Origin of the sequence: Lysinibacillus sp. NPDC096382 (assembly GCF_044762845.1) — a bacterium.
Taxonomy (GTDB): Bacteria; Bacillota; Bacilli; order Bacillales_A; family Planococcaceae; genus Lysinibacillus.
The window spans coordinates 247,639-260,761 of sequence record NZ_JBIWFC010000002.1 but is presented as its reverse complement, the minus strand read 5'-3'; the positions used below and the strand labels follow the sequence as shown (position 1 = coordinate 260,761).

The following is a 13,123-nucleotide window of genomic DNA, read 5'->3' as shown; positions in this document are numbered from 1 at the left end:
GTTACATGAGGCCAGGGTTAAGTTAGTCATAATATATAAGATTTTTATTATATTCAGAAAATGAAATTGACGTGAACATTAGCGCATGTTATGTTTAATACTAATTTCATAGCAACCATTACAAGTTTGAGTGAAATAAACTTTCATTCAATTAAAAGGAAAATGGGTGTAAATCCCATGCTGTCCCGCAGCTGTAAATGAGGAGTTTTGTTTCGATAACCACTGAGTAATTACTTGGGAAGGTGAAGCAAAATCATGATTCATGAGCCAGAATGCCTGCTTGTAAAGAGATTCATTGATGATCTACGAAAGATAGGGAGATGGATAGAGGCTTACTTATAGTAAGTTATTCTGTCCTTATTCTTTTGGAATAAGGTTTTTTTTATGCCTTCTTTCAATCTTTAGATTCTTCATTTAGTGCACCACAAACAAAGAAGGAGACAGAAAATGAGATTGACAAAGTATTTACTTCCTTTCACGCTTATTTTGATGTTCAGTTTACTCACTGGCTGTACAAGCAATGAAAAGGGAGAGACAGCATCGAAACAACAGACAGACGAAAAAATGATAACGATTGGGTGGCCATTAGATGTAGGTCCATTAAATCCCCATACATATTTACCAAATCAAATGACAGCACAAGCAATGGTCTATGAATCATTGGTTGAATATAACGACGATGGGACAATTACACCGAAATTAGCGGAAAGTTGGGACATCTCTAATGATAAAACTGCTTATACTTTTCATTTAAGAAAAGATGTTAAGTATTCAGACGGAACAGCTTTTAATGCAGATAATGTAATACGAAACTTTGATGCCGTTTTAGCAAACCGTGATATGCATTCTTGGATGGGTATGGTAAACCATATAAAAGAGGTTGTGAAAGTGGATGAATTTACAATTCGTTTGCAATTGGATGAACCGTATTATCCTGTTTTAAACGAACTTGCCTTTGTAAGACCTTTCCGTTTTTTAGGTGATAATGGATTCCCTAAAGGTGATGCGACCCAAGATGCAATTAAAGCGCCAATTGGGACAGGCCCATGGGTTTTAACAGATTACAAAAAGGATGAGTACGCTCTATTCAGTCGCAACGAAAACTACTGGGGGGAAAAACCTCTTGTAGAACAAATAAAAGTAAAAATCATCCCTGATTCAGAATCTATTTCATTGGCCTTTGAAAACGAAGAATTAGATTTAATATATGGTCGAGGCATTATTAGTTTAGATAATTATACATATTTAAAAGATAGTGGTAAATATAAAACCGCTACGTCTGAACCTTTGTCTACAAAAGCGCTACTGTTCAATACACAGTCTGGCCCGTTAGCAGAATTGAAGGTTCGCCAAGCGATTCAATATGCAATCAATAAGGAACAAATGGTTGATAGTATAACACATGGTACAGAAAAGGTTGCCAATACACTTTTTTGGGATGCTATTCCATATGCCAATATTGATTTAGCGCCAATTTTATATAATCCCAAAAAAGCACAACAATTGCTAGATGAAGCGGGATGGAAGCTACAGAAGGGTGAAAAAATTCGCTCTAAAAACGGACAGCCACTAACATTAGATTTAATCTACATTGCTACAGATGCGATTCAAAAGCCAATGGCGGAACTAATGCAAGGTGAACTAGCAAAAATAGGGGTACAGTTGAATTTAGAAGGCGCAGATGTGATGGTAGGTCTGCAAAAATTAATGGATAATCAGGTTGATATTAATTTCTGGCGTACAAATGGACCACCAACAGATCCACATAGCTTTGCTAATGAATCAGCTACACCAAACGCTAATGGTGTCTATGAAGCAAAATTAGGCTTACCAAATGCCAAAGAAATCGATACTAAAATTCATCAATTATTAGTAGGTACAGATGAAAAAGAGCGCGTGCAACTTTATACGGATATTTTAACAAAGTTCCATGACCAAGCACTATTCTATCCTATATCTTACGAAACCAATAACGTGATTTATCAGCCATATATGAAAGATTTTGCTCCACGTGCATCTGAATATGATATTCCATATGCACAAATGGAAAAAGAAAAATAACTGTAAAAGAGAGAGTATGTCGATCAAAGACAGCTCTCTCTTTATCATAGGATTGATTAGGAAGTGACAGCATGTATGAATCAACATGGATGTTTTGTTTAAAAAGAATTTTGACATTGCCTTTTGTATTATTGGGCGTATCGATCCTGACCTTTGTATTTATTCGTTTTGTTCCAGTAGAGCCTGCTGAGGTCATTCTTAGATTGGCAAGAGTTGCGTCAACAGCGGAAGCCATTCAAGCATTGCGTGAAGAACTTGGAACAGACAAACCTTTTCTTATTCAATATTTGCTATGGATAAAAGGCGTTTTACATTTAGATTTTGGGACATCTTTTGTTAGTAAATTACCAGTAGCACATGAGCTATTCGCAAAATTACCAGCAACCATCGAATTAGCTGTTGCTGCATTTGTGTTGATTTTAGGAATAAGTATGCCATTAGGGATCATAAGTGCCTTGTATAAGCATTCCATCATCGATAAAATAATTAGACTATTGACTATCATGAGTGTATCGATTCCAACATTTTGGTTAGGTTTTTTACTACTATATGTATTTAGTCTGAAATTAGGGATCTTCCCGACAAATGGAAAGGGCACACTAGCTCATCTAGCTTTACCCGCACTCGCACTAGCTTTACCAACAATTGGGTTATTCGTTCAATTTATCCGTACAACCATCATTGAAGAATTACAACAGCATTATGTTCAATATGCACAGCTAAGGGGATTAAAAAACTCAGTGATCCTCGTACGTCATGTTTTAAGAAATGCTGTTATTCCGTTGACTACTGTATTAGGTATGACACTTGGTAATTTACTTGGTGGTGCAGTAATTGTGGAGCAGGTTTTTAGTTGGCCTGGACTCGGAAGGTATTTAATCGAATCCATTATTAACAGGGATTACCCGGTTGTACAATGCTATGTATTGATTATTGCTGTCATCTATGTGCTTGCAAATTTATGCACAGATGTGTTGCATCGGCTATTGGATCCTCATCTGATGATGAAGGACAGGAGAGATTGAAGTGAGTCTATTACATAAAAAACGTGCAAATGTTAAAAGATTATTTAGTCTAACGATACTGCTGGTCATTGGCTTGTTAGGACTGTTTGCGCCAATTTTAATGCCCCATGATCCTTTAGCGGTCGATATATCAAAGAAATTTTTAGGTCCAACAGGGGACTATCCATTAGGTACAGACCATCTAGGAAGATGTGTTTTCTCACGATTACTTTTAGGTATTCGCTATTCTTTAGGATCTGCGCTCGTCATTCAAATAGTAGCCATTCTTTTAGCGATCTTACTAGGTGCATTTGTTGCGCTAAAAAGAGGGATGATAGATTATCTATTTATTCGAATATGTGATATTTTATTAGCTTTTCCTACACTTGTCCTTGCATTTGGACTTTTAGGTTTATTAGGGCCTAGCTTAAAAAATGTGTTAATCGCACTTATTTTTACGCAATTTATTTATTATTCAAGATTGATAAGAAGTTTGTTTATTGGGATGAATGAAAAAGATTTTATTCAAGCAGCAAAAATCAGTGGTACTTCAGGAATCAAATTAATCATACGCCATTATATCCCCAATTTACTGCCTCCTATCGTAACAATTGTCGTATTAGATATAGGAAAGGTTATTTTAGAAATCGCAGGTTTTTCTTTTATTGGACTTGGCGTGCAGGCCCCCATCCCTGAATGGGGAATGATGGTGAATGAAGGAAAACAATATATCCGTCAACATCCTGAATTAATGCTTTATCCTGGACTTGCCATCGTTTTTGTTGTGCTATTATTGAATTATTTGGCAAGTAGTTTCAAGAAGCTTGACCAATAAAGGGGGATTTATGGAGAAAGTTTTAGAAGTGCAAGACTTAACGGTAAAAATCGGTGAGAAAAAGATAGTAACCTCAATTAATATGACAGCCTATAAAGGGCGTGTCTTAGGGATTATAGGGGAAAGTGGTAGTGGAAAGACAATGCTGTGCCACGCCATCATGCAATCATTACCGGCTTCGGCGCAGATTACCCAAGGCCAAATTATCTACCAACAAGAAAATTTATTGAATGTATCAGCCACTAAATTGCGAACGTATCGTGGAAGGCATCTGTCGATGATTATGCAAAATCCGTCTATAGCTTTTGATCGTATTCAAACAATCGAAAGCCATTTTCGAGAATCATTAAAAGCTCACTTTGTAATGACTAAAAAAGAAATGAGACAGATTGCCCTTGATGCTATGTATAAAGTCAATTTACCTAATCCAGAACAGCTTTTGCACTATTATCCTTTCCAATTAAGTGGCGGAATGTTACAACGAATGATGATTGCTTTGTCATTGGCGATACAAGCTTCTGTCTATATTGCAGATGAGCCAACGACAGCCCTTGACACAGTCAATCAAAAACAAGTATTAACACTATTTCATCGTATTCGCTCGGAAACGGAAGCCGCTATTATTCTTGTAACGCACGATATTGGTGTTATTGCTGAACTAGCTGACGATGTGGCCGTGATGTATCAAGGAGAAATAATAGAGCACACGGATGTCTATAATTTTTTTGATGCACCTCAGCATCCCTATACAAAAAAACTTTTACAATCAAGAATTATGTTTTAGAGGTGAAAAAATATGACGCTGCTAGAAGTGAACAATATAGAGATGCATTATGGTCACAAACCATTCATGTTCAAACGAGGACGGAAAGACCCTGTATTACAAGAGGTGACATTTTCGCTTCAGGAGGGTGAATGTTTAGGAATTGTCGGGCAGAGTGGTTCAGGCAAAAGTACTTTAGGCCGCATTATTTTAGGAATTGAACGACCAACAAAAGGTGAGGTTCTATTTCAAGGTATTAATCTTTACGAAGCAACAAGTAAGCACAAAAAAATAATACGTAGAGATTTACAGGCAGTCTTTCAAAATAGCTATCATTCATTTAATCCAAAGCAAACGATTTTTGAGATAATAGAAGAACCCCTCCTTAATTTCGAATGTTTCAGTAAAACAGATAGACAACATAAAGTAAAGGAATTACTAGACTGCGTGGAGTTAGAAAGTACAATTGCTCAAAACTATCCTTCACAACTTAGTGGCGGGCAACAGCAACGTGTCAACATCGCAAGAGCTCTTGCTTTAAATCCAAAATTGATTGTCTTAGATGAAGCCATTAGTAGTCTTGATATGATCTTGCAGAAGCATATTATACAATTACTACAAACACTTCAAAAAGATATGCAACTTGCTTACATTTTCATTTCTCATGACTTACAAGCAACATGTTTTATGTCAGACCGAATCCTCGTGATGCAGCATGGTCAGCTAGTTGAGGAGATTGGGAAAGATGGAGCATACAAGCATCCCGCATCTCTAGAACTATACAATGCTATTTTGCCATCGCATCCTCGAGAACGAACTATCAAAAATACGTAAACTATTACGGTAGCAACTATTCGCACACTTACCGCCATTTTTGGGTCAAGTGATGCCTAATTGTTTTATGATAATCTTAGCCATCATCGCATGTATCTTAATGCTATTTTGTTCCAAATCAAACAAGCTAAATTTTTTAAGTCAGTACAATTGTACTGGCTTTTTTTATACGTCTAGTGTGGGGGAGTGTAAAATGATAGTGCCTAGAAGCAAAAGAACGAAAAAAAGGCATCTCATCCATAGATGAAACACCTTTTCTTGAAGTTATTGAGCTAATCGTTGGAGGAAGGTATCTAATTGTACGAGTGTGACATTGTCTTCCACGCCGAACATATTGTTACCTTTACCAATTGTAATTTTATTGGAAGAGAGAATGGCTACATAATTGTAAGCCCAATGCGAACTTGGAACATCAACAAATTGTAACGCTGTTCCTTGTTGTTTTAAATGGAATGCTTCCACTAAAACTTTCGATAATTGTCCACGTGTTATAGGAGAACCTGCATTGAATTTTCCGTTTACATCACCCGTAAAAACGCCGAGTTTTTTTAGTGCTTCCGCAGCACCTGCATATTTAGACGATGGGCTTACATCAGGAAAACTTGAATTGCTATTACTAGTATCTAAATGTAATTGATTTGCTAGTTTAAGAGCTACCTCTCCACGCGATGCATATACGCTAAAGTCAACTTCAGTGCCTTTTACTTCTCCCAAATCATTTTCAGTGAAATTTGCAATGCGTTTTGCCCCTACGTAACGAGATCCCCAGTAATAAGGATCATTAATTTTATCGATTTTAACCCCAGAACTTGTAGTAGCTGAAATAAAATTGCTGTCACCTATGTATATGCCAACATGGGAAACACCGCTTCCCGAAGTATTAAAAAATACAAGATCCCCAGTCTTCAACTGATTTTTAGCAATCGAAGTACCTTGCTGATATTGAGCTGTAGATGTACGTTGTAGTGAAATCCCTAACTTAGAAAAAACAATTTGTGTATATGCTGAACAGTCTATACCTGTCTTAATATCTGTTCCTCCATATTGATAAGGAACACCTATATATGCTTTTGCTGTACTTGTTAAATCTGCTATCGTTGCCGCTTGTGCATCATGCACACCCACACCTGTGAGGAACATAAACGATGCGAAAATCGGTAATAACCATCTTTTCTTCAATTAAACCTACTCCTTTCAAAAAGCTTTCGCAATTGAATAAAGTAAGAATAGCATGAAACAGGCATGAGTTATTTTTCATTAATATTACCGATTCCCCTTAAACAGCAAAATTGAAACCTTAATTTTAATTGTGTAAAACTTCTGCAACAATTATGGGCAATTTTACTAAAAATAGTTAGAATAATTGGATGAAAAGGAGTTAAAGTGTTTATTTGGATGTTTATAACAGTTAATAAACTAAAAATGAAAAACTGTATTATTGCTATCAAAATAGAAATATAACGTCTGCGCCTAGAACAACCTTACCCGGTGGCAATTCTTTAGGGGGAGAAGGGAATAAAATAATAAAGGAAAGAAGATGGATTTTTAATAATATTAAATAACGAATTAAGATTATTGATTTAATGTATTGTAAAAATTAATTTTGTGATTCACATTTTTAATTATTTGTTATATAATCAAATCAACTAAAAGGAAAGGACTTCATTATGGCTTATAAAGTAATCACAAATTGTCCTGTTTGTAGTAAAACGTTGAAAATTACAAAGTTACAGTGCTCTCATTGTCACACGACGATTGAAAATGAGTTTGAATTATCTAAGCTGGCATCCTTATCAAAGGATCAGCTTCATTTTGTGGAAGTATTTTTAACATGCAGAGGGAATATCAAAGAAGTTGAAAAGGAACTAGGGATTTCGTATCCAACAGTCCGAGGAAAGCTAACAGACATCATTTCATCCCTTGGATATGTGCAGAAGAAGAAAAATGAAGTAGACGAGAAAAAAGTTGTCACTATGTTGGAAAATGGCGAAATCACACCAGAAGAAGCCATCAAACTCTTAAAAGAAGAATAAGGAGGAATTTACTATGAAAGAGGAAATCTCAAGAGTGTTAACAATGGTTCAAGAAGGTAAGATTGATGCAGAGAAGGCATCGGAACTAATTCAAGTATTAAAAGAGAAAGCAGAAACGGATGACAATCTTTTAGAAAAACCGACTAAATACTTAGATAAGACTTTAAAAATTCGCGTTGTATCAGCCGAAAATGATAACGTCACGGTCAATTTACCTTTAAAGCTTGTCAAGGTTGTATTAATGGCTGGACACAGTATCGCAGCGAGTATTCCTCAATCGGAAAAATACGTTAAAGATATAGACATAAACCTTATTATCGAAGCAATCGAAAATGAACTAGATGGCCAAATTGTTGATATTAAATCGGCTAACGGGGATACCGTTTCGGTCATTATTGAATAGTGATTTGCTTATGATGTATGTAAAAGTGAAAGCAAAAGACGTTCGGTTCACCATCCCGGTTCCATATGCTTTTTTAAACTTTGTTATTTCAATTTTGTCTTCAAAATTTGTTCAGCAAAAAGCAAACAAATGGACAAAAGAGCACTTCGAAAGAAAAAAGCTGGACTTTACCTTTCCGCTAATTGACAAAGAAACGCTAAAGCCTATTGTCAAGGAACTGAAAAATTATAAAGGAATCGTGCTAGTTGATGTCAAAGCTAAAGACGGTACTGAGGTTAAGGTTAAACTATAATTACAATACACCGTTCTGTTCAACTGACTGGTATTTTGAAGATAAATATAATTTTCTCGCTTACATTACCGAGGAAAATGGCCGAGATTTACTTTATTATTATTTGAGTTGAATATAAGCAATAAAATAAATAAAAGAATTCTATTGATGGCATTCGGTATTCAGAAATTTTGCATCAAAAGAATTTTTTTATTTTCATTTTTTCATATCTTTCCATCTGAGAAGGTCTAAATGAGTATCAATTGTTGCTGTCGCTTCGCTTTCGCACAATAAACAATGGGTCTGGAATCAGTATTGTGCTTAAGTTAAAAAACGAGTAAAAACTGAAAACAGCCACCTCTTCGTCTAATGGGTTAGTGTTTACAGACAATAAAGTTGTATACTTTAGTAAAGCCCCCGAATGCATTCGATTCAGTGCCAAGAGGGTTCGAGTGCAGTGAGGATTTGCTCCTTATCCTCCCTTCGGTCCGGTACCGCAAATTTAGATTGATAACCGCCACGTAGCGCCCACCGCACCGCAAAAAAAGAGCAGACACATTTGTCTACTCTTTTTGAACGCTCTCCAGCCAAGAAGAATCGTCGCAGGTAAATCGAGATCGGATTTACCTTTTTAAATTATTTAATGAGTTACTATAAAAATTCATTTTTTATTCTTTCTAGATATAAAATCATTTTATAACATTTTCACATCATTTCTTAATTAAAGAATTGAGTGCACGCATACATACCTGTAACACCTGTAATTTCTGCTGCTAAACTACGTAATGCTGATCCACCCACACGTAATTTTTCTTCCCAAGATGTAGCACCCGCAATTAATTTTGCAGTTTCTTTAAAACCACCTAAAGCTTGAACATACTTTTTCACTTTGAGAATTTTAGCTGCTACAAATAAATTTGAACCAACAAACCATACCAAAGCTGCACTACATGCTCCTATCGCGACCCAATCTGGATCTGCCAATACAGGAAATGCAGTATTTTCATTAAAATTCACGGTTTGAATTAAAGTATTATCAACTACTTCATAATTAGTCGGGACATCTGCACCATTAGCATCAACTGCCCAAGCTTTACCAAAAACACTTTGAACAATATTATTTTCATCTACAATAAAGACTTCTTCTGTATCTAACTCACTTCCAGGAACATCTCCAAAATAATCTGCAGAAGAAATAACCTTGTGTCCTTCCGGTAAATCCAACTCAAATTTATATTCCTTTGGTGCACTCGAATCTTTAATATTCACAACACTTCTAACACCAAACTCCGTCGGTTGTAAAATCAAATCTACTGGACCGTCATTTTTATACTCATAGCTCCCTGATTCTGTAATTATAGGTTTACTTAAATTCATATTATTCGGGACACCGATTTTTAAATCTTCTCCGGTTTCCTTATTTTTCACAAGAATCCCATCATCAAACTGCCTAGGTAGATTTACAATATTAAAATCATTTTCCGCAACACCATTTTCGTTAGCTTTAATTAAATCATTAGTACCTGTGATTTCTTCTGTCATTATAGCCGCTGAAGGAACCAATGAATCTGCATTTGCACTCCCTAAAGTTGCACTCAATAAAAGAAAAGTTGCAAATAAACTAGTTAATTTCTTCGTTAATTTCATACCACGCACCCCCATTTATGTTATAATATACCATGTTAGACTAAAGTGACAGATAAATCAAATGATTTCGAAAAAAAGAGAGGGTGAATCATATGTCCAACAAATATAATAAATATGTAAGCTTTATTACTGTAATAACAATCCTTGTACTACTTTTATTAACTACTAATAAAATAAAACAAGAGGTGTTTTTACTCTTATTTATACCTCTAGCTATAGCAATGCTAATCTTTGGATTTTTAGAGCTTAAAAAAACTTTGAAAAATAAAAAAAATATCGATTTACATGCATCAGAAATAAAAAACGAATTAAAAAATAGAATTAAAACTAAGTAGTTTGTGCGCTTCATTATAAAAAAGAGTAGCGAAAGCTAATATGGTACCTGTAGTTAGGACACTAGAAAAAGGAGTGTTTTATCTACGGGTATTTTTTTATATATTTGAAATTCAAGATACAGGGATAGGGGACAATAGGAGTAAGATAACATTTTCAACTAAAGAGATAAAAATACTTCAAAAGAATCCTAATGTAAAACGTGTTAGCGAAAGAGCTATTACATATACTGATGCTTTTAAAAATAAATTTATGGATGAGTATCTCTCCGGTAAACTCCCTCGACAAATTTTTATGGAGAACAACTTTGATGTGGATGTTATAGGGATGAAACGAATCGAACAATCAGCTTATAGGTGGGAAAAAGCCTATGAAAAGAATGGAATAATTGGGCTCACAAATTCAAGGAAAATGGGTTCTGGCAGACCATTAAAACGAGAACTGACGCCATCTAATTACCTGTGACAGTATTAGTTAGAACTCACAAGTATACATCGTTATTGTAACTGAACAGTTTGTTCTTTAGTTAATTCTCAAAATTATATTTATGTAAACTAGTTATGGAGGAAAAATTGTTTTTCTTATTTAACACTGGTATAATTTGGGTGACTTTTATTTTGAAGAATCGTTACATTTTGGAGGGAAAATTTGTTTAAAAGAAAAATCTGGAGTAGCATTTTATGTTTCGTGTTAGCCGTCATGATTTTGATTACATGGTCATTAAAAGAAGATGAAAATAAAGAAATTGAACCCAAAGAGAGCGTTTCACTAGAATTACCAAACTCCGCACAATTACATTTGGAAGCCAATGGTTTACTACTGCAAAAAACCAATAGTTCAAATAAATCATATATTCGTTCAACAGATCAAACAACTATTTATAATTTATTTGAAGATGGGGAAAACATGGGTTCCATCAAGGTCACTGTTCGAGAAATCGATAATGGGGATTTCTTCATTTTCACTCAATTACAAAACAAAAGCAGTAAAGGTTATAGTGCCTCAATATCGTACCCCATAAGCGGAAATATAAAGTATGATTTGACAGATTTCGAACGCCAGGAAATTCAACATGAGCACGATCATGTATACGGTGTAGATCCAACCACCTATCCTATCGGCCTGTTAACAGTAAAGGAACACGAAAACTTAGTGACCAATATGATGATAAGCCGAAACTACATATCGAAAGAACTAAAAACCAACTATGAGAACGGGGACAAAAGTGTCGTCCGGGAATTGACGAGTGAAAATAAGGACTTGAAATTAATGCATGATGATAATGGCCTTACTGTAACGCTTCCACTTCAATCAGTTGGAAATGATGTATCTGAAAACTGGTTGTTACTATCTAAAGAGCCTCTATTTAAGAAAGAAGAAGCGCTCGATGAATGGATTAGCCAAAGTACTAAACAATACAAAGAAACGAACAAATGGTATACAGCAGAAGGGCCTTATTCAAAACTTCCATGGTCGATCGAACCGGAAACAAAATTAGGATATGGACGAAACCTAGTGAGGGTCCAAGATAAAAAAGCGTTAAATTACTATGAAACTACACAGGAGCGATACTTCTACGATTTGCTACTAAATTCTGTTGCGAACTTATTTATTTTTCAAGGAGATAACAAAGGGTTATGGGAAACGGAGTATACGAGTACGTGGTTGAAAAAAGATTACGGAATCCAAGCTCCCTATACCGATACTAGGCATAACGAGAATGTCGCGCTATTCCTAAAAAAAACAGGGGACATGCTTGACATCAAAGAACTCAAAAACTCGACGATCACCTATGCAGACTTTTTGGTCGATCAGACGAAAAATGGCAACATAATCGAAGTTCCCGAAGGTGGTTACCTTGTGACCGATTATTATTCTCTCCAGCAGACAAAGAAGACACATACATCTTTAAATCATGCTTTAGGAGAAATGAATTTCTTACTGGAATCCTATCAACAAACAAAGGAAGAATCCTATTTAGACGTAGCCAGAAATATGAGACGGGGTATTGAAAACATCGGAGAAAAATGGTTACGAGAGAATGGAGATGTCTGGTATCAAGTGAATGGTGATTTCACTTTTGACGGAATTGATTATCCTCTCTTGACGTTAGGAGATTTACTGAAGTCTCAACAATCTTGGGAAGCTGTTGGAGAAAAACGAAGTGAAATGTTTGATCAACTCATTCGCTCAAAAGCACAATATCTCGTGGAAAGTAAACAGGAAATTCTTCGACCGGTAGCGGACCTTCTCATCAACCAAGGATTTGGGTATATCATCGAAGGATACAATAATATTCCTAAGTTTTAATAAACCTCATTATGTAAGAAGCAAAGAAGCTATTTTGATTATCTTTTTCAAAATAGCTTCTTTTCATTTAACCAGCCGCCATTTGACAGTGTTTACACCAGCGACGTGTCCGCTGTGCATAGAAACAAGCTGCTATGCACAGCATAATGCCCCAAAATAAGAAGCATGTATAAATGATGGTGAATAGAGGGAAAATCAGTCCACCCAAAGCAGTTGGAAGGTGTGTTGTGTTCCCTATTTGAAACAGTACTGTCGCAAGACCAACGATTCCTCCAATTGTCAACATTGTACACGCTACAAAGGCGATGAAAAGCACAAGCAAGCGACCCCAGGGTTGAATCAATGCTAGAGCAAGAACCACTGCTACCTGACTCTCTGAAATACAATATATACCAAATGCAAAACCTAACGTAAAAGTTTGCAATTACATGTTAATAAAGAATCCATTTGAAAGATATTCCGAAAGAGAAAAGAACAGTAAATACGAGTTGTTAAATTTGGTCTGAGGCAACTTATTTTTATGATCTAAATTTATTTAGTAATGGTAAAAAAGGTTGTTGTAGACCCACTCGATATTCGTCTGATATCATAGTTGAGTAGTAATTGAATGAAGTAGGTTAAGGGTATTC

At 35.5% G+C, this 13,123-nt stretch carries 14 protein-coding genes and 1 riboswitch; of the genes, 11 read left to right on the top strand and 3 right to left on the bottom strand.

Features of this window, described 5'->3' with window-relative positions; translation table 11 throughout:
• The first annotated feature begins 105 nt into the window (after positions 1-105).
• Positions 106-298: riboswitch (cobalamin riboswitch) on the top strand.
• Positions 299-447: 149 nt separating this feature from the next.
• The 5 genes from nikA to ACIQZA_RS05035 all read left to right on the top strand — a co-directional run bounded on the left by nikA (position 448) and on the right by ACIQZA_RS05035 (position 5,497).
• Entirely contained in the window at positions 448-2,061 is a 1,614-nt protein-coding gene (gene nikA, locus ACIQZA_RS05055; protein ID WP_402880459.1) for a nickel ABC transporter substrate-binding protein, read from the top strand.
• A gap of 71 nt (positions 2,062-2,132) precedes the next feature.
• Complete coding sequence (gene nikB, locus ACIQZA_RS05050; RefSeq protein ID WP_402880461.1) at positions 2,133-3,086, top strand: nickel ABC transporter permease; 954 nt, start codon at positions 2,133-2,135, stop codon at positions 3,084-3,086.
• A 1-nt stretch (position 3,087) separates the two neighbouring features.
• Positions 3,088-3,900: an ABC transporter permease subunit gene (locus ACIQZA_RS05045; protein ID WP_402880463.1), complete on the top strand. Its 813-nt coding sequence runs from the start codon at positions 3,088-3,090 to the stop codon at positions 3,898-3,900.
• Positions 3,901-3,910: 10 nt separating this feature from the next.
• Positions 3,911-4,684, top strand: a complete 774-nt coding sequence (locus tag ACIQZA_RS05040) for an ABC transporter ATP-binding protein (protein WP_402880465.1) — start codon at positions 3,911-3,913, stop codon at positions 4,682-4,684.
• Between the two features lie 12 nt (positions 4,685-4,696).
• Entirely contained in the window at positions 4,697-5,497 is an 801-nt protein-coding gene (locus tag ACIQZA_RS05035) for an ABC transporter ATP-binding protein (RefSeq protein WP_402880467.1), read from the top strand.
• Positions 5,498-5,761: 264 nt separating this feature from the next.
• Here the strand turns inward: ACIQZA_RS05035 and ACIQZA_RS05030 are convergent, their stop codons facing one another.
• A complete protein-coding gene (locus ACIQZA_RS05030; RefSeq protein WP_402880469.1) occupies positions 5,762-6,676 on the bottom strand; it encodes a C40 family peptidase in 915 nt (304 codons plus the stop codon).
• A gap of 488 nt (positions 6,677-7,164) precedes the next feature.
• Between ACIQZA_RS05030 and ACIQZA_RS05025 the strand changes: the two genes are divergently transcribed.
• The 3 genes from ACIQZA_RS05025 to ACIQZA_RS05015 are packed head-to-tail and all read left to right on the top strand — an operon-like array spanning position 7,165 to position 8,225.
• Positions 7,165-7,530: a DUF2089 domain-containing protein gene (locus ACIQZA_RS05025; RefSeq protein ID WP_018393054.1), complete on the top strand. Its 366-nt coding sequence runs from the start codon at positions 7,165-7,167 to the stop codon at positions 7,528-7,530.
• 13 nt (positions 7,531-7,543) lie between these two features.
• Positions 7,544-7,933 (top strand): SHOCT-like domain-containing protein, encoded by a 390-nt coding sequence (locus tag ACIQZA_RS05020; RefSeq protein ID WP_142508126.1) that lies wholly within the window; start codon positions 7,544-7,546, stop codon positions 7,931-7,933.
• A 10-nt stretch (positions 7,934-7,943) separates the two neighbouring features.
• A complete protein-coding gene (locus ACIQZA_RS05015; protein ID WP_402880471.1) occupies positions 7,944-8,225 on the top strand; it encodes a hypothetical protein in 282 nt (93 codons plus the stop codon).
• Positions 8,226-8,921: 696 nt separating this feature from the next.
• Here the strand turns inward: ACIQZA_RS05015 and ACIQZA_RS05010 are convergent.
• Positions 8,922-9,851, bottom strand: coding sequence for a hypothetical protein (locus ACIQZA_RS05010; protein ID WP_402880473.1), 930 nt, complete (start codon positions 9,849-9,851; stop codon positions 8,922-8,924).
• 92 nt (positions 9,852-9,943) lie between these two features.
• Here ACIQZA_RS05010 and ACIQZA_RS05005 point away from each other — a divergent pair, with 92 nt between their 5' ends.
• The 3 genes from ACIQZA_RS05005 (at position 9,944) to ACIQZA_RS04995 (ending at position 12,494) form a co-directional block, all read left to right on the top strand.
• On the top strand, positions 9,944-10,186 hold the full coding sequence (locus tag ACIQZA_RS05005; RefSeq protein ID WP_400938180.1) for a hypothetical protein: 243 nt from the start codon (positions 9,944-9,946) through the stop codon (positions 10,184-10,186).
• A 40-nt stretch (positions 10,187-10,226) separates the two neighbouring features.
• Positions 10,227-10,649: an HTH domain-containing protein gene (locus ACIQZA_RS05000; protein WP_402880474.1), complete on the top strand. Its 423-nt coding sequence runs from the start codon at positions 10,227-10,229 to the stop codon at positions 10,647-10,649.
• Between the two features lie 183 nt (positions 10,650-10,832).
• Entirely contained in the window at positions 10,833-12,494 is a 1,662-nt protein-coding gene (locus ACIQZA_RS04995) for a hypothetical protein (protein ID WP_402880476.1), read from the top strand.
• 67 nt (positions 12,495-12,561) lie between these two features.
• Here the strand turns inward: ACIQZA_RS04995 and ACIQZA_RS04990 are convergent, their stop codons facing one another.
• Positions 12,562-12,780 (bottom strand): hypothetical protein, encoded by a 219-nt coding sequence (locus ACIQZA_RS04990; protein ID WP_402880478.1) that lies wholly within the window; start codon positions 12,778-12,780, stop codon positions 12,562-12,564.
• Positions 12,781-13,123 lie beyond the last annotated feature (343 nt).